The organism is Dellaglioa sp. CoH-57-MRSF-18, from assembly GCF_056781995.1.
Genome location: NZ_JBXAXX010000005.1, coordinates 64,623 through 81,849, shown reverse-complemented (window position 1 = coordinate 81,849; position 17,227 = coordinate 64,623). Strand labels below are relative to the sequence as shown.

Genomic DNA, 17,227 nt, shown 5'->3' with positions numbered 1-17,227 from the left:
TGAGTACATATATAGAAAAAATAGGGATGTAATGAAGGATAAGTTAAAGTCCTAAAAATTACGAGGTGAAGATATGAAAATTTGTTCGAAATGTGGGTCTCAGAATGAAAATGATGCATTATACTGTGATAATTGTGGGCAACCGTTAGAAAATAAAAATGTTGCTCCTATGAAAACATGTCCGCAATGCAACATAGCAAATAAGGTTGAGGATCAATTTTGCAATAATTGTGGCTTTAAATTTAATCCGAAAGCGCAAGATACTAATAAAGTAGCAGCGCCAATAGTAAACAATGAAATAACAGAAAAACGAGCTAAAAATAACAACCCGATGAAAATAGTTTTAGGAATTATTTTACTTGTTATTATAGCGGGTGGCGGTTATCTTATAGCTGGAAAGTTAACGCACAAAGATAGTGTACCGACGAAGGAAACAACTACTGCAGTATCTAGCTCAAAAGAAAAGAAAACATCGGAAAAAACGCAATCTTCAGAAAATAGTTTAGTACTAAATAAAGTTAAAATTAAGAATGATATTGCAACATATATGGATGACGTTGATGGAAAAAATTCGGTCTACGTTTCGTTAACAGATGGTAGTGCACCGGTAGTTGAAAATAATCATGCGCAAGGATCAGCCAGCATGATTAAATTATTTATTTTAATTACAGCTTATTCTATGGAAAAAGAAGGGACCATCAACCTAAAGGATAGCTATGTTTTATCAGAATCGGATAAGGTCGGTGGAACGGGAGAAATCCAGAATATGAGCGCAGGTACTAGATTGTCATATAAAGAATTATTAGAAAAAATGATTGATGACAGTGATAATACTGCTGCAAATATTGTGATTGATAAACTTGGTGGATTTGCTTCAATTAATACAGAAATTAAAAAATTAGGCGCAATTAATACAACAATTAAAAGAAAAATGATGGATACAGATGCCCTTAATTCAGGAATCGATAATAAAACGTCAGTAACAGATATGGGTAAAATTCTTAAAAAAATGTATAATCATAAATTAGTGTCTAACCAATCGGATCAGGCAATGCTAGATTTACTAAAAGAAAATAAAAATCTAACTAAATTACCATCGTCCTTACCAACTGGTGTTACAGTCTATAATAAGACAGGCGAATACAACGAATATGGTATTCAAAATGATGCTGCCATTATAGAAAAAGATAAAAAGGCATTTATAGTTGTGGCGATGTCAGAATCGGGAACTGAAGATAAGCAGATTCCGGGAATGAATAGGCTAGGATTAGAATTATATCAAGATATTCTAGAGTAAAATAAGAGTTACCAGATAAAATAATGAGACGCAACATCGTAACTAATGGTTAGTTATGATGTTGCGTCTTTTTGCGCGCAAGATATTAATAGTAAATTATATTTAATTCTAATGATATAGTTCACTTTTAAATTGGAAACGGTTCACTTGCTGACAGGTCGACTTTAAATACAGTTATTATAACAAGATGAACTTATACGAATGACAGCTTAACACCGTAGTGACACTTAAAAAAGTTGACGTAGCTGTACCTAAAATGATATTCTAATATTTGTCGGTAATGGTATTGATTACTATTTAGATTACGATTTGAAAAAATGAGGGAGAAACCATGCAAAAAAAATTAATTTTAGTAAGCATAGTACTCACGATGTTAGTTGTTGTATTGACCGGGTGTGGGCAAGGGGCAACTAAGAAAGAGTCTAATAAATTACAGGTTATCACGACATTTTACCCAGTGTATGAATTTACTAAGGCAGTTGCAGGCGATAACGCAGATATAACAATGTTGATGCCTGCCGGGACAGAACCGCATGATTACGAACCTAGTGCAAAGGATATTAGTAAAATTGCGAGGTCAGATATCTTTATCTATAGTAGTAATAATATGGAAACGTGGGTTAAAAGTTTGAAATCAAGTATTGATGAAAAACAAACGCAGATTTTAAATTCTAGTCATTCAATTAAAATGATTGATGAGAACGAAGAATTGAAAAGTGAAGAGGCTGAATTAGCTAATAAAGAAGAGGAAAGTTCATTTTCATCGACTAATAATTATGACCCTCATATTTGGTTAAATCCTGAAAACGCAAAAAAAATGGTTAAAAACATTTCAAATGAATTAATTCAGCAAGATCCTAAAAATGAAAAGTATTATGTAAAACGAACAAATGCTTATTTGAAAAAATTAACGGAATTAAATCAAGAATATAAAACGACATTTAAAAATGCTAAGAATAAAACATTTGTTACGCAACATGCTGCATTTGCTTACTTGGCAAAACAATATGGACTAACGCAAGTTGCGGTTGCGGGTATTTCTTCGGATGAAGAACCTAGTCCAAGACGTTTGGCAGAGCTACAAACGTATATTAAAAAGTATCATGTAGATACCATTTTTACTGAATCTAATGATTCTAGTAAAATTGCGAATATGCTAGCTAAAGAAACAAATATTAAGGTTAAAGGATTGAATCCAATTGAAGGACTATCAAAAGTTCAAATCGAAAATGGAGAAACATACCTTTCAGTTATGCAAGATAATTTAAAATCGTTAAAAACGGTTGTTAAATAAGGAGAATAGATGAAATATATTGAAGTCAAAGATCTTACCTTTTATTACGATGAAGAACCTGTTTTACAAGATATTAATTTCCACATTGATTCGGGTGAATTTGTCATTTTAACTGGTGAAAATGGTGCTGCAAAATCAACTTTAATTAGAAATGTACTTGGCCTATTACATCCGGCTAAAGGAACTGCTGAAATTTCTAAAACTAATTTAGATAATAAAAAATTACGTGTCGGATATATCCCACAAGAGATTTCATCATTTAATGCGGGGTTTCCGTCAACAGTATATGAACTAGTAGCATCAGGCCGTTACCAACAAAATCGTTGGTTAAGACGTCTGAATAAAAATGATCATGAACATATAAAAAAAGCACTTGAAACAGTTAATATGTGGAACTTTAAGAATCATAAAATTGGTGAATTATCTGGTGGTCAAAAACAACGTGTTTGTTTAGCCCGTATTTTTGCAGCAGATCCTGATTTATTTATTTTAGATGAACCAACAACAGGGATGGATGAACAATCGCGTCACGATTTCTACGAATTATTACAACATGAAGCCCATACGCATCATAAAGGTATCTTGATGATAACGCATGATCATGAAGATGTTTCAGAATATATTGATCGTCACATTAAATTAGTTAGAAAGGAGGACTCACAATGGAGATGTTTCTCGATGGATTCATGCAACGAGCTTTAATTGCTTCACTTTTAATGGCAGTAATTACGCCGTTATTGGGATTATTCTTAGTTTTAAGAAGGCAATCGCTTTTGGCAGATACATTGTCACACGTTTCGTTAGCAGGGGTCGCGTTAGGATTGTTTGTTAATATTAATCCAACAATTACCACACTGATTGTGGTTTTAATTGCCTCAGTTTTAATTGAATTTTTAAGCAATTTATACCGTACGTATTCAGAAGTTTCAATTGCCATTATGATGTCTGCCGGACTATCAATTGCCTTAGTTTTAATGAGTTTAAATCAAGGTGCCAGTTCAATGAGTGTACAGCAATATTTATTTGGTTCAATTGTGACGATTAGTTCAGCGCAGGTTATCATTTTAGCAATTTTAACTGTATTAATTGTCGTTCTCTTCCTACTATTCAAAAAGCCAATGTATGTTTTAACTTTTGACGAAGAGACGGCTTTTGCTGAAGGGTTACCGGTTAGATTGATGTCAATTAGTTTTAACGCAGTTACAGGTGTGACGATTGCTATAATGATGCCAATTGCCGGGGCACTACTCGTTTCTGCAATTATGATTTTACCTGCAGCAATTGCAATGCGATTGGGTCGTAGCTTTAATCTGGTTATTATAATTGGTGTGATAGTTGGTGTAATAGGGATGGTTGGCGGATTAATGTCATCTTACCAATTTAATACACCGCCTGGCGCAACGATTACGCTATTATTCATTACGATTTTCATTATATGCAGTATTATTAAAGTTATATCCGTTAGACTTCAAATTAATAAACAAAAATAAAACCGAATATTAACAATCAACAAGCTACTTTTAAAAATAGCTTGTTTTTTTATTAGAAAATCATTAAAAACCGAACGTTAATAATTATATTTTGGCATTTTACTGTTATTATTCGGTAAAACGGGTTATAATGAAAATCACACTTTGAATACTAGATATGTTTAAAAGAAAGGCCTGATATATATATGAAAACAAGAAGAAGCGATCGATTAATTGATATGACTCGTTATTTGCTAGAAAGACCACATACGTTGGTTTCTTTGACGTATTTCTCAAAACGCTATGAATCAGCTAAATCATCAATCAGTGAAGATCTTGCGATTGTAAAACGTACAGTTAGAGAGCGAGGCACGGGAACGCTAGAAACAATTCCTGGCGCAGCTGGCGGTGCACGTTTTATTCCATCTATTGATGAAGCAGAAGCACGTGAATTTATTGAATCAATGACTGAGGAGTTATCAGAAAAAGATCGGTTATTACCTGGTGGCTATGTCTATCTATCTGATTTACTTGGCCGTCCTGACGTTTTACGTCAAGTAGGACGCTTGATTGCAACAGAGTACTTAGACCAAAAAATTGATGCCGTTATGACAGTTGCAACTAAAGGTGTACCCATCGCACAAAGTGTCTCAACATTTTTGAATGTGCCATTTGTTATTGTGCGTCGCGATTCAAAAATTACCGAGGGTTCAACCGTTAGTGTTAACTATGTATCTGGCTCGAGTGAACGTATTGAAAAAATGGAATTATCAAAGCGTAGTTTAAAACGTGGTGCTAACGTATTAATCGTAGATGATTTCATGAAGGGTGGCGGCACAGTTAACGGAATGAAGAGTTTAATCGAAGAGTTTGAAGCAAACTTAGTCGGTATTTCCGTTTTCGCTGAGGGCGCCTTTAGTGGTGACCGAATTGTTGATGATTATAGTTCATTGTTAAAAGTTGATGAAATTAATCATACAGACAAAACCATTCATGTTAGTGAAGGAAATTATTTAACAAAAACATTTAAAAAATAAAAAGTTAATAGATAATTTATATGAAAACTTAATGTTAAATTTAACATTAAGTTTTTTTTAGAAAATTCCAATAATAATTTAAAATCAAGTGTTTTTTAATTTCGAATAAAGTAAGCATATTTATTCGAAATCTTGCAACGCATACGGGTTTAAGCTATTATTAAGGTAGAATATTAGAATATAATTGGAGGAGACTATCTAATGACAGTTGCTAAATATGCCATTATTCTTGCTGCCGGTAAAGGTACAAGAATGAAATCTAAACTATATAAAGTGTTACATCCGATTGCTGGGCGTCCAATGGTTGACCACGTTTTATCGGAAATTGAAGCAAATAATATGGATGAAGTTGTTACTATTGTGGGACATGGTGCTGAGCAGGTTGAAGAAACGTTAGGCAATCGCTCAGAATATGTTCTTCAAGCAGAACAATTGGGAACTGGTCATGCTGTCCTTCAAGCAGAAAAAATCTTAAAAGATAAAGAGGGTATGACCATTATTGCTAATGGTGATACACCGTTACTTACTGCCAAAACATTTGGTGAATTATTTGAATATCATAAAGAAAAAGGTGCTGCTGCAACTGTTCTAACAGCACAAGCAGAAGATCCAACGGGTTACGGTCGAATTATTCGTAATGATATTGGGATTGTTGAAAAAATTGTTGAACAAAAAGATGCCACAATTCAAGAAGCTAATGTTCAAGAAATTAACACAGGTGTGTACTGTTTTGATAATAAAACTTTATTTGAAGCTTTACATGAAGTAACAAATGATAATGCACAAGGTGAATATTACTTAACTGACGTTATGGAAATTCTTAAAAAACAAGGTAAGATAGTCGCAGCTTACCGCATGAAAGATTTCTCTGAATCAATGGGTGTAAATGATCGTGTGGCTTTATCTGCTGCAACTAAAGTTATGCAACGCCGGATTAACGAAAAACATATGCGCAATGGTGTGACTTTAGTTGATCCTGAGACGACTTACATCGAATATAATGTTAAAATTGGTTCAGATACAATTGTAGAACCAGGCGTTTACTTAAAAGGTAATACAGTCATTGGTGAAGATTGTGTCATTGGTGCTCATTCTGAAATTATTGATAGTATTATTCATGATAAGGTAACTGTTACGTCATCATATCTTGAAGATTCTGAAATGGAAACAATGAGTAACATTGGACCATACAGTCACTTACGTCCTCAAGCACATATTGGTGAAGCTGCTCATATCGGTAATTTTGTAGAAATTAAAAATGCAACTATCGGTAAGAGTACTAAAGTTGGTCATTTGACTTATGTCGGGGATGCCACTTTAGGTAAAGATATTAATGTCGGCTGCGGCGTCGTTTTTGTTAATTATGATGGCGTTAATAAACACCATACCAACATTGGTGATCATTCATTTATTGGTAGTGGATCTAATGTAGTTGCACCACTAGAAGTTGGTGATCATGTATTTATCGCTGCCGGATCAACAATTACAGATAATATTGATTCACACGATATGGGTATTGCTCGTGGTCGTCAAGTGAATAAAAAAGGTTATTTTGACAAATTACCAGTAGCTCATGCACCAGAAATTGATTAGTAAGCGAATTCTTATCGGATTTTAACTTGCAATTTACTTGATTAATATTTAAAATTTTAAGTAGGGAAAATTAAATAACTGGAGGCACATATGTCAGAACATTATTTTGATCCAAAGTTGAAAATTTTTGCTTTGAACTCGAATAAACCATTGGCTGAAAAAATTGCTGATGCTGTTGGTGTTAAATTAGGTAAAACCTCTGTAGATCGCTTTAGTGATGGTGAAATCAGAATTAATATTGAAGAAAGTATTCGTGGAGATCATGTTTACATTGTTCAATCAACATCTGCACCCGTCAATGACAATATTATGGAATTATTAATTATGATTGATGCTTTGCGTCGCGCAAGTGCTAAATCAATTAATGTCGTTATTCCTTACTATGGTTATGCTCGTCAAGATCGTAAAGCACGTTCACGGGAACCAATTACAGCAAAATTAGTTGCTGACATGTTAGAAAAAGCTGGTGCAACAAGAATTTTAGCGCTTGATTTGCATGCTGCTCAAATTCAAGGATTCTTTGATATCCCAGTTGATCATTTAATGGGTGCACCTTTATTAGCTGACTACTTCTTAACCGAAGGATTAGATAAAGATTCTGTTGTCGTTTCACCTGATCATGGTGGAGTGACACGTGCTCGTAAATTAGCAGAATTCTTGAAAGCACCTATTGCAATTATTGATAAACGTCGTCCTAAAGCTAACGTTGCTGAAGTGATGAACATTATTGGTACCGTTGAAGGCAAACGTTGTATCTTAATTGATGATATGGTTGATACGGCAGGAACAATTACGCTTGCTGCTCAGGCTTTAATGGATGCCGGTGCAACTGAAGTGTACGCAAGTGCAACTCATCCGGTTTTATCAGGTCCAGCTGTTGAAAGAATTGCAAAATCACCTATTAAGCAATTTATCGTAACAGATTCAATTCAGTTACCTGAAGATAAGAAAATTGATAAATTAGTTCAAATTTCAGTGGGTCAATTAATTGGGGATGCAATCACGAGAATTCATGAAAACAAACCAGTTAGTCCATTATTTAAAAATCGTTTCCATAATGAAAAATAAAGTTAAGAAAGTTAGATAACTAATGTTGTCTAACTTTTTTTGTATCCAAATTTAGGACATAAAAAAACCGTCAGTCCAGGGAGACTGACGGAAAAAGGGAGTAGAGATAATTAATTTCAGGGGAGAAATTAGTTATGAGTTAGATTAATTTATTCGGGGAAATAAATTAAAATTTAAAAGTTATTAATTAAGGTATGAAGTTATAATAACAAGTAGTTGTGAAGAAAATGTGACGTAAAAAGGAAGAAAGTTCTTCTCGTAGTTAGTACGTTAGAGTAGTAAGCAGTCTGTTTACTTGAATATCTTAGGACTTAATAGATCTTACTAAGAATGATAAACAACATTAAAGTGATTTTTTATTAATATTAGCATTAATTTTATATTATATATAAATTATAAAAGTCTTTTTTAACTTGAATATTATTGTTTTGAGTTAATTATTTATATATAATATTAAATGCGTAAGGGAGAATTTTAAGGAGTTTTTATGAAAAAATTAATGTCATTTATTTTAGTTGCAATATGTGTTTTTGGTATAGCAATTTTAAGTTCAGATCGTGTAGAGGCTAACAATCCGAATTATGTTCATCTTGCTAATAGATGGAATGATCCTTGGGACGAAACTTATAGAATTCAAAAGTGGAGTAAAACTGCGTATGAATTAAACATCAAAAAGATATCGGGAAAAATACGTGTGGAAGCTTGGGGACACTCTTATAAGGCTGGTCGTACAGGAAATGTATCTGTTTCTAAAGGAAAAAAATATGTTATTAAATCTAAAGGACAGACAAAATTAACTAATTATTTAGTAGAGTGGTATGGAACAGGAAACAATGCATATATTGTAAATAGTATTCATGCATATGGTAGTGCTGATGGTAATTGGAAACCTGATAGATAAGAAGAAATAATGTGCTCTCTTACGCATTATATTAAAATAAAAGATTGGTGTGAAAAAAATGAATTCTTATTGGCTGTCGCGTATGGCGAAGAAACAATATTTTTATGGCATATTAGTGGGTTTTGCTTTAATAGTAGTTCACGTGTCTATGGATATGTTACCTAATAGGACTTATCTAGATGGTTCTAATTTAACTTTTACTGTGATTACAACATGGATAGGTATAGGTGGTACTGGTAGCGATTTTTCAGCTTTATTTTATTTGTTATTACCTTTATTTTCAGTGATTGGTTTGAATCTAATTGTCTTCGAGGATAAACAAACAGGTTTTATTAAACAATATGTACAAAAAAAGGGAATTATTAATTATTCTATTCATTCATTTAGCTTAAGCTTTATTTCAGGATTTTTGATTGGGATACTACCTTTATTATTGGATTTATTAGTAGCATGGTGTTTATTCCCTAATCAACCATTAGATGCTGTATTAAATAATAATCTGGGACTTGCATCGAATTCAACATATTTTATGAAGGACCTTTTCCAGCAATCATATACGGGGATTTTATTTTATATTTTACTTGCAGGTTTGTTCGCAGGTGTTTTTTCTGTAGTTGCCGCGAGTGTTAGTTTATATGTAAAAACAATTTATAGTGTGGTTAGTTTTAGTTTTTTACTGTGCTTATTTATAAGTGTTTTAGCTGCTGTATTTCCTTTTTATCTTGCTGCACCTTTGTCGCTTCCTATGGTAGGAGGACCCGCGGAGGGCCTACCTCCTTTATCATTTATTATGGGGATTTTGTTTTTGGTTCTCATTGTAGCTTATCTTTTTAATTTTATGGGAGTAAAACGTAATGCGATTATTTAAAATATATTTAAAAACTAAACGGTCTCGTGACTGGGTAATAGATATTCTTACGTTCTGTTTATTAATTATTTTATCTCTTTTTGAATATTATTTATTTTTAGGTAATGAAAAGAATAGTTCCTTTATTGACGTAGTCCAAGGAGGACTACAAAATAGTTTAAATATTGAAAATATAATGATTCTTTTCTTTCCAATATTGATATTATTACCCTTTCAGGGTTCTAAATTTCCAATTATGTATTATATAAGAAAACCTTTTTCTTTTTTGAGAGTACAAGTGAATTACTTTTATGCCATATATATTTGTGCATTTGTTATCTCTGGAATCCTTTTTTTAATTTTAAATAAGGATAATTTAAAATATAATATAAATGGCTATCAGCTAGTTACAATGGTTATTTATTTTATCGCAATGTATGTTTTTTATAATTTAATAGCGTCCTTTTATTGCCTCACAGGAAATAAAATTATATCGTTATTTTTAATTTATGGTTATTATCAATTAGAAATATTTTTGAACGAAAGAGGGATTAGATTGTTTTTTAATCATGGCATAATCAGTCTTGGATATAGTGTTAACACGTTATATTTAATTCAAAATATATTCTTTATACTACTCTTTTTTATTATTTTGGAGGTTTTTCAAAGATGGATTTTATCAAAAAAAGAATACTCTATAAATTGAAGTTTTTCAGTATCTTAGTTTTTAGAAATATTTATTTAACGATTTATTATTCTAAATGGCGTACGGTGCTCATTTTTATTATGCTAACGATGATGATCATATTGTGCAAAAGAGATCAAGTGAGTGGTATGACGAGCTTACTATATGGTGCTTCGTTAGATACTGAGGGAGAATCTTTTCCTTTATTTTGGTTCATCTTTGTGATTTCTCCAGCATTAGCTATTGGAAATTCACAAATGTTACTATGGAAATCAGATTTTAAAATTCTACATAATATTGGATATAAAAATTATTTATTTAGCAATTTATTGATGTTAGGAATTTATAATAGTTTTTTTTATTTTTTGATAGTGATTATAAACGGTTTTGGTATCTCACATTTAGCTTTCTATAGTTATCTATTTATATTTAGTTTCACCTATCTTGTATTGTTATCAACAGCGTCATTTTTATTAGATGATTTTATACTACCCTTAATAGGGAGTTTAGCAGTCATAATATTAGATGTTTATATTTCTCACATATCCATTATAGACGCAACAATGCTCTCTAGATTTAACCCTAATCATAATTCGGTTAACATTATAATTTTATTAACGATTATATTGAGTTGCATCATTATCTCACTTATAAAAATTAAAGATATTGATTTTATTTAAAGAAAGTAGTGTAAAAATGAAAATAATAGAGTTGAAAAACATTTCCAAAAGAATTAAGCAAAAAGATATTTTAGTAGATATCAATTTATCAATTGAAGAAGGAATCGTTTGTGGATTCAGTGGGCCAAATGGTGCTGGGAAATCCATGATATTTAATACGATTATTGGGTTTGTAAAGCCTACTGAAGGTGAAGTTTGGGTTAATGGAAAATATATCAGAGTAGATGAACTTTTTTCAAGCAGCATTGCTTTTTCTATGGATAGTATTGGTATGTTAGAAGATTTTTCAGTTCTTAAAAACTTGGACTTAATTAATCAACTAAATAGTCATAAAATGACTAAGAATGAATTGAACGAAATGGTAACTTATGTTGGACTAGATCCTAATGATAAGCGTGCGATTAAACACTATTCATTAGGAATGAAGAAAAGGGCCTCAATTGCTTGTTGTTTAATCAATGATGCACCTATTTTAATATTAGATGAACCTAGTAATGCACTAGACGATAGTGGAAAAGACTTTTTGCGTCAGTTAATTATCGATCAAAAAGCAGCAGGGAAAACAATCCTTATTTCTAATCATGATAGTGTTTTCTTAAACGAAGTGAGTGATAAAATCATTCACATTTCAGAAGGTAGAGTTATTCTAAAATGAAAAATAAAAATTCGTGGAAACTAAGTCAGAGAGGATTACTTATTTTGGGAGGCATCTGCTTACTAGCAAGCGCTGTATGGTTATGGAATGCTCATGCAGCAGTAACCGAACAATATAAAAACAGTCAAATTAAGAATGTGTTTGTAACATCTAATCATCAAAAAATAGTAAATGAAAAATTTGTATTTACTAAAATCAAGCATCACGTCACTAAAGACTCAGACGAAGCTTACTACAATGACAGTATTGATGTCGATATTGAATCAAAAAAAGATGGTGACTTTCCACTCGGAGGGCTATTTGTTATGAATAGTTCTTATGATGTGACCCAATCTGATATGCTTAATGAAAAAGGTGAATCTGATTCTTCGCTGCATGTCGGGATAAATCATAAGACTTTAAAAGCAATTATTAGAAAAGGCTCTGGTAATCGTTCTTTTAATTTAGTGTTTTTAACTTCGTCCAAACCAGGTACTAATATAAAATATATCTATCAAAGTGATTTTAAGTGAATATCACTAGGTAAATTAAATTAATTTAGACAGTCCCGGCAGGTAATGCTAGGGCTGTTTTTTACTATTCTTAAAGTATTCAAATTCAACATAAAAAACCGTCAGTCCGGGGAGACTGACGGAAAAAGGGAGTAGAGATAATTAATTTCAGGGGAGAAATTAGTTATGAGTTAGATTAATTTATTCGGGGAAATAAATTAAAATTTAAAAGTTATTAATTAAGGTATGAAGTTATCATAACAAGTAGTTGTGAAGAAAATGTGACGTAAAAAGGATAAAATATGATTACTTTTTTTGTGGGGTGAAAGTATAGGATATATAATATTTTAGTAGTTTTTACATAAAGATTTTCTTAGAATAAAGCACTATTTGAGCTGATTATTAAATACAACTTTTCTACTACCCTTTAAAATTGATAAAGTGTATATTAAAAGGTAGTAAATATAGTTTAAGAAAGTGTTGCTATGGTTCTTTTAGCTCAAGAATTGTTAAATTATAACTTATAAGACTGTTTAAGGCTAGCAGAAGGTAAATGAAAATTAAAGATTCATTTGAATTGTTTGTAACCTATCAAGTCTATTCTATAATATTTTGATTGAATAAGGGTTGAATAATTAGTCAATTAATTAAAGGTGAAATAATTTATGGAATTAAGATACTTTATGAAGAGTCTAATTGAATAGGGAGTGATCCATATCCGGTACAAGATTATAATATTATATTAAAAAATTTAGAGAGCCTGACTTTGATTATGCAGGAGAGTTACCCAAAATATCTATGGCTTTTAGTACGTCTAGTACAGTAACTAGTGTTGGGGCAGAACTTGGGGTAACTTTAGTTACTATTTTCATAGTCTTTGTAGGTTCCTTAATAATATAGAAGGAGAAGAATATGATAGAATTTGAGATAAAAGTATTAATATTTTTATTAATTGGTACGCTTGTATTTATGATTTTAAAAATGCGGAAATATAAAAAAGAAATTACCGAACTTAATGATGTGGAAAAGAAGCAACAAGAACAAATAAGTAGATTAGAAGGGAAAAATAATGAATAGTTATGATCTAGTTTATCTTGTTATGCCTTTAGTATTATTTTGTATTTGGATTGCTTTCTACATTTACTTATGTGTATGTTTATATAAATATAAGAAAGCTAGACGAAAAGTAATAATTAGTTCTGCTAAACTTAATGAATTAACAACAAAAAAGATATTAGAACTAGAAAAAAAGTTAAAAAAATAGAATAAAAACTAATTAAAAAGAGAAGTAATCAGAAATCAATCTGGAGACTTCTCTTTTTAATTTATTATAGAGCTAATCGATTCTCAGAATAGTCTTGTGTCTAATCTGAGAATATAACCAATTAGGTTGGGCATTAAACTTAGACTTCAAACGTATATTTAATTAGAGACAGTACTCGTAATGTTAAAAAGGGGGACCAAAATAATCTTAGATTGTTATTTATTACTACAGATTATAACGCTTGAATATTATGATTTTATAGTCGATACACTTTAATTTTAAGGGTATAAAAAAACCGTCAGTCCGGGGAGACTGACGGAAAAAGGGAGTAGAGATAATTAATTTCAGGGGAGAAATTAGTTATGAGTTAAATTAATTTATTCGGGGAAATAAATTAAAATTTAAAAGTTATTAATTAAGGTATGAAGTTATCATAACAAGTAGTTGTGAAGAAAATGTGATGTAAAAAAGATAAAATATAAGTAAAATAAAAAAACTTGATTCCGATTAAAAATCAGAATCAAGTTTTTATTAATTATTATTTAGTCTTCTTTTGCAATTTTTTCTTCAATTTTTTTTGATGCTTCTCGAGGTAAGTCACTATCTCTTTCAGCTAGTAAGTTACGGATATCTTTTAAATATTCTTCTGTAGGTGTTAATGTCGTTTCTGAAGATTCTTCTTCCTTATCATTAGATCTACTTGTTGCATTTCTAAGTGCTGTGATTCCTTTAAGCAACATAAAGATAACAAAGGCTACGATTATAAAGTTAATGACATCGTCTAAAAATTGTCCGATTTTGAAAGTTGTATCACCAATTGTGAGAACGATCCCTGACAAGTCAACTTTACCGACGACAAGTGCAATGATAGGACCAATGATGTTAGTTGTGAAAGACTTAACGATTGTTGTAAATGCACCACCAATAATAACAGCGACTGCCAAATCCATCACATTTCCGCGAGTGATAAAATCTCTAAATTCTTTTAACATGTTTGATGAGTCTCCTTTAATTTGGTTAACTGTATCTTAAAGTATAACGGATTTTATAGGATAAGTGAACTGAAAATTGTGAGTTAATAGGTTTGAATGATATAATCAAAGCACAAATTAAAAGCGAGCGAGGAACTAACTATCATGAAACAGGCTAAAAGGAATGTCACATTTTTATTAAGTGTACTGGCAATCATTACTGCGATTATCTGGATCCGTGTTGGAGGGGATAGTTTTTCTTTATCTAATGTATATTTTTATATTGGCATTATATTAATTCTAGTCGGCATTATATTAATTTTGAGCCAAGCACAACTATTCGCTGGCTGGTTTAAACGACGAGATAAAGGTGAATCTAAAGAAGATTATAATGAACGTAAAATTGATGTTAAAAGTGTAGGAAGTAAAAAAAATCGTCCGCTTAAAATATCACCATTGATGCGTAGTTGTTTTATTGTTGGTGCATTATTGATTTTGATTGCTGTATTAGTGACTATTTAAACTAGGGAGATGATGTCATGAATATTTTTTTGGGTATTATCATCGTTTTGTGTTTTGCTGTAGGAGCATACTTTGTAGATGGTGGATTTGCAGAAAATGCTGGATCATTATATAAACAATTTAAGCAATCAAAGTTATCTTTTAGAGAATTTATGCGATTGTTGTTTAGAAGATAATTCGCCAAAAAAACGGACCTAACTTTGATTATTCAAAGTTAGGTCCGTTTTTAATTTATTTAATCAGCTAATGCATATTTTTGGATTGCTTTAGCAACACCTAACTCAACGTTAGTAGCAGTTACTGCTTGAGCATTATCTTTAACTTCTTGAATGGCGTTACCCATGGCAACACCTAGACCTGCTGCTTGGATCATTGATAAATCATTACCTTGATCACCAAGTGCCATAACCTCGTCTTTGGTGAAACCTAATTTATCAGCCAAGGACATAACGGCATTTCCCTTGCTGGCATTTTTGTTTAGGAGTTCTAAAAAGTAAGGTTCACTTTGAACGTAGTAATAATTATCGGTAATTTTTGCGGGTAATTCCTTAACGACACGTGTAATAACTTCAGGATAATCAATATACATCATTTTCGAAATGACGATATTCTTGTCCATTTCTTCAGGTTTTCGGAAACGAATAGGCATTTGAACTAAGAATGACTCTGCCACAGAATATTCACTGATATCAGCATTAGGTGTATACATTAATGCTTGATCTTCAGCATGAACATGGACGTTTAATTCACGACTTGTTTCTTCGATTATGTTGTAATCATTAATATCTAACGTATGATGAATTAAAACTTCACCAGAGCCTGAAACTTGAACTAAAGCACCGTTAAAAGTAATAACAAAATCATCATCTGATGTTAAACCGAGTTTTTCTAAGTATTTTGTAACGCCTGTTAAAGGACGTCCGGTACAAAGGACAACTTTGATGCCAGCAGCTTTAGCAGCTTTAATAGTAGTAATAGTTTCTGGGGCGATTTCTTTTTTATCATTAACGAGAGTACCGTCAATATCGATTGCGATTAATTTAATTGTCATGTTGTGTATTCTCCTTTGGGTTGATTAAAGTATCATTATTAAGATAAGTTCTAAATTGTGTATAAATGTCAGTGAATAAATCGTTCTCTGATTTTACTAATTCTCTTGGGAAGAAGAAACGACGGTCGCCTGATACTTTACCAGTAATAGAAGCAACGAGGTCACTGACGCTAGATAATTCAACAAGTGAACCATCTTCTTGAGCTAATTCGATTTGGGTGCGCGGCTTATCTTTGGTTGGATCATAGGCATCATAAGGTAAGTCGTAACTGTCATTTTCTGCCGTATAGTAGTCAGGTTGAAAGCCAGCTGATTCAATAAGACGTTCTAGAGTAGGTAATAAATCAACAGTCTCTTCATCAAATTTGATTGATTTAAATGGTTTGCGATCCAGGAAACGGACAGCTAAGTCACTTAAGATATTATCAGTATTTTGACGCCATTCCGTGAAGTAAGTGGTTAAAACACCGTCATCTAATTGTAAATAATCATCTAATGAAAATTCATTTTTAAAAAGTGGAATCAATAATTTTGGTGAATCCTCGGCACTTAAGCGATTATTTTCGTATAGGTATTTAGCCCGATTTAATAAATGACTTAAAATAACTTCCATTGATCTAGAAATAGGATGGAAATAAACTTGGACGTACATTTGGAATCGGCTGACAATATAATCTTCAACGGCATGCATCCCATTGATATCAAATGCAATCCCGCCTTTATAAGGACGCATCACACGTAAAATCCGAGTTAAGTCAAATGTACCATAATTTGTACCAGTGTAGTAAGAATCACGTAATAAGTAATCCATTCGATCAGCGTCTATTTGACTCGAAATCAATTGGACAACTTGTGGATTAGGGTACGTTTTTTGAATAACACTTGCCACTTTTTCTGGGAAATCAGCAGAAACTTTTGCTAAAACTTGATTAATCTCAGTTGATGGATCAGTTAAAATTTGAGCAGTGATAGCTTCGTGGTCCGTTTTGAAAATGTGCTCGAAAGTATGTGAGTATGGACCATGGCCGATATCGTGTAAAAGAGCAGCGCATAACGCCACTAATTTTTCGGAGTCGTCCCATAAACCGTCGCCAGCTTCTTTGCTTGGATAATTTCGTTGGAAATTATCGCAGATTCGACGTGTGATTTCATAAACACCCACGGAATGGGTGAAACGTGAATGTTCCGCTCCATGAAAAGTTAATGAAGTTGTACCGAGCTGTTTAATTCGGCGTAAACGTTGGAATTCTTTAGTATTAATTAAATCTAAAATAACTTGATGTTGCACATAAATGTAATCGTGAATAGGATCACGTAACACTTTTTCTCTAGCAAGTAACGGCGATTGTTCGAGCAATAGAATCCCTCCTCGAAAATTTAGATAGTAAATAAGTTCGTAATA

Annotated in this window: 19 protein-coding genes; 16 read left to right on the top strand and 3 right to left on the bottom strand. The window is 32.0% G+C overall.

Annotated elements, in window-relative coordinates; all coding sequences use genetic code 11:
- The first annotated feature begins 73 nt into the window (after positions 1-73).
- The 14 genes from AC1RPG_RS06425 (at position 74) to AC1RPG_RS06360 (ending at position 13,094) form a co-directional block, all read left to right on the top strand.
- Entirely contained in the window at positions 74-1,297 is a 1,224-nt protein-coding gene (locus AC1RPG_RS06425) for a serine hydrolase (RefSeq protein ID WP_481761792.1), read from the top strand.
- Positions 1,298-1,628: 331 nt separating this feature from the next.
- Positions 1,629-2,591, top strand: a complete 963-nt coding sequence (locus AC1RPG_RS06420) for a metal ABC transporter substrate-binding protein (RefSeq protein WP_481761791.1) — start codon at positions 1,629-1,631, stop codon at positions 2,589-2,591.
- A 9-nt stretch (positions 2,592-2,600) separates the two neighbouring features.
- Complete coding sequence (locus AC1RPG_RS06415; RefSeq protein WP_481761790.1) at positions 2,601-3,293, top strand: metal ABC transporter ATP-binding protein; 693 nt, start codon at positions 2,601-2,603, stop codon at positions 3,291-3,293.
- Positions 3,254-4,081, top strand: a complete 828-nt coding sequence (locus AC1RPG_RS06410; RefSeq protein ID WP_481761789.1) for a metal ABC transporter permease — start codon at positions 3,254-3,256, stop codon at positions 4,079-4,081. Before AC1RPG_RS06415 ends, AC1RPG_RS06410 begins: the two co-directional genes overlap by 40 nt.
- A 185-nt stretch (positions 4,082-4,266) precedes the next feature.
- The gene (gene purR / locus AC1RPG_RS06405; protein ID WP_409021938.1) at positions 4,267-5,097 is read left to right on the top strand and encodes a pur operon repressor; all 831 of its coding nucleotides are present in this window, start codon (positions 4,267-4,269) and stop codon (positions 5,095-5,097) included.
- Between the two features lie 201 nt (positions 5,098-5,298).
- The gene (glmU, locus tag AC1RPG_RS06400; protein ID WP_481761788.1) at positions 5,299-6,690 is read left to right on the top strand and encodes a bifunctional UDP-N-acetylglucosamine diphosphorylase/glucosamine-1-phosphate N-acetyltransferase GlmU; all 1,392 of its coding nucleotides are present in this window, start codon (positions 5,299-5,301) and stop codon (positions 6,688-6,690) included.
- Between the two features lie 90 nt (positions 6,691-6,780).
- On the top strand, positions 6,781-7,758 hold the full coding sequence (locus AC1RPG_RS06395) for a ribose-phosphate diphosphokinase (protein ID WP_481761787.1): 978 nt from the start codon (positions 6,781-6,783) through the stop codon (positions 7,756-7,758).
- A 487-nt stretch (positions 7,759-8,245) separates the two neighbouring features.
- Entirely contained in the window at positions 8,246-8,659 is a 414-nt protein-coding gene (locus tag AC1RPG_RS06390; RefSeq protein WP_481761786.1) for a hypothetical protein, read from the top strand.
- 58 nt (positions 8,660-8,717) lie between these two features.
- On the top strand, positions 8,718-9,527 hold the full coding sequence (locus AC1RPG_RS06385; protein ID WP_481762192.1) for a hypothetical protein: 810 nt from the start codon (positions 8,718-8,720) through the stop codon (positions 9,525-9,527).
- Positions 9,514-10,212: a hypothetical protein gene (locus AC1RPG_RS06380; RefSeq protein ID WP_481761784.1), complete on the top strand. Its 699-nt coding sequence runs from the start codon at positions 9,514-9,516 to the stop codon at positions 10,210-10,212. The genes AC1RPG_RS06385 and AC1RPG_RS06380 overlap by 14 nt, the downstream gene beginning before the upstream one ends.
- A complete protein-coding gene (locus AC1RPG_RS06375; protein WP_481761783.1) occupies positions 10,176-10,871 on the top strand; it encodes a hypothetical protein in 696 nt (231 codons plus the stop codon). Before AC1RPG_RS06380 ends, AC1RPG_RS06375 begins: the two co-directional genes overlap by 37 nt.
- Positions 10,872-10,887: 16 nt before the next feature.
- Complete coding sequence (locus tag AC1RPG_RS06370; RefSeq protein WP_481761782.1) at positions 10,888-11,526, top strand: ATP-binding cassette domain-containing protein; 639 nt, start codon at positions 10,888-10,890, stop codon at positions 11,524-11,526.
- The gene (locus tag AC1RPG_RS06365; RefSeq protein ID WP_481761781.1) at positions 11,523-12,038 is read left to right on the top strand and encodes a hypothetical protein; all 516 of its coding nucleotides are present in this window, start codon (positions 11,523-11,525) and stop codon (positions 12,036-12,038) included. Before AC1RPG_RS06370 ends, AC1RPG_RS06365 begins: the two co-directional genes overlap by 4 nt.
- Before the next feature lie 891 nt (positions 12,039-12,929).
- Positions 12,930-13,094: a hypothetical protein gene (locus tag AC1RPG_RS06360; RefSeq protein ID WP_481761780.1), complete on the top strand. Its 165-nt coding sequence runs from the start codon at positions 12,930-12,932 to the stop codon at positions 13,092-13,094.
- Positions 13,095-13,823: 729 nt separating this feature from the next.
- Here AC1RPG_RS06360 and mscL read toward each other — a convergent pair.
- Positions 13,824-14,273 carry a large conductance mechanosensitive channel protein MscL gene (mscL, locus tag AC1RPG_RS06355; RefSeq protein WP_409021944.1) on the bottom strand — a complete coding sequence of 150 codons (450 nt, stop codon included), beginning with the start codon at positions 14,271-14,273 and terminating at the stop codon, positions 13,824-13,826.
- Positions 14,274-14,417: 144 nt separating this feature from the next.
- Here mscL and AC1RPG_RS06350 point away from each other — a divergent pair, with 144 nt between their 5' ends.
- Together AC1RPG_RS06350 and AC1RPG_RS06345 are read left to right on the top strand one after the other, a co-directional pair.
- Complete coding sequence (locus AC1RPG_RS06350; RefSeq protein WP_481761779.1) at positions 14,418-14,774, top strand: DUF3899 domain-containing protein; 357 nt, start codon at positions 14,418-14,420, stop codon at positions 14,772-14,774.
- Positions 14,775-14,791: 17 nt separating this feature from the next.
- Entirely contained in the window at positions 14,792-14,950 is a 159-nt protein-coding gene (locus AC1RPG_RS06345; RefSeq protein ID WP_481761778.1) for a hypothetical protein, read from the top strand.
- A 59-nt stretch (positions 14,951-15,009) separates the two neighbouring features.
- On the opposite strand, the gene yidA is transcribed toward AC1RPG_RS06345, so the two are convergent.
- On the bottom strand, positions 15,010-15,825 hold the full coding sequence (yidA, locus tag AC1RPG_RS06340; protein WP_409021948.1) for a sugar-phosphatase: 816 nt from the start codon (positions 15,823-15,825) through the stop codon (positions 15,010-15,012).
- Positions 15,815-17,182, bottom strand: coding sequence for an HD domain-containing protein (locus AC1RPG_RS06335; protein ID WP_481761777.1), 1,368 nt, complete (start codon positions 17,180-17,182; stop codon positions 15,815-15,817). Before AC1RPG_RS06335 ends, yidA begins: the two co-directional genes overlap by 11 nt.
- Positions 17,183-17,227 lie beyond the last annotated feature (45 nt).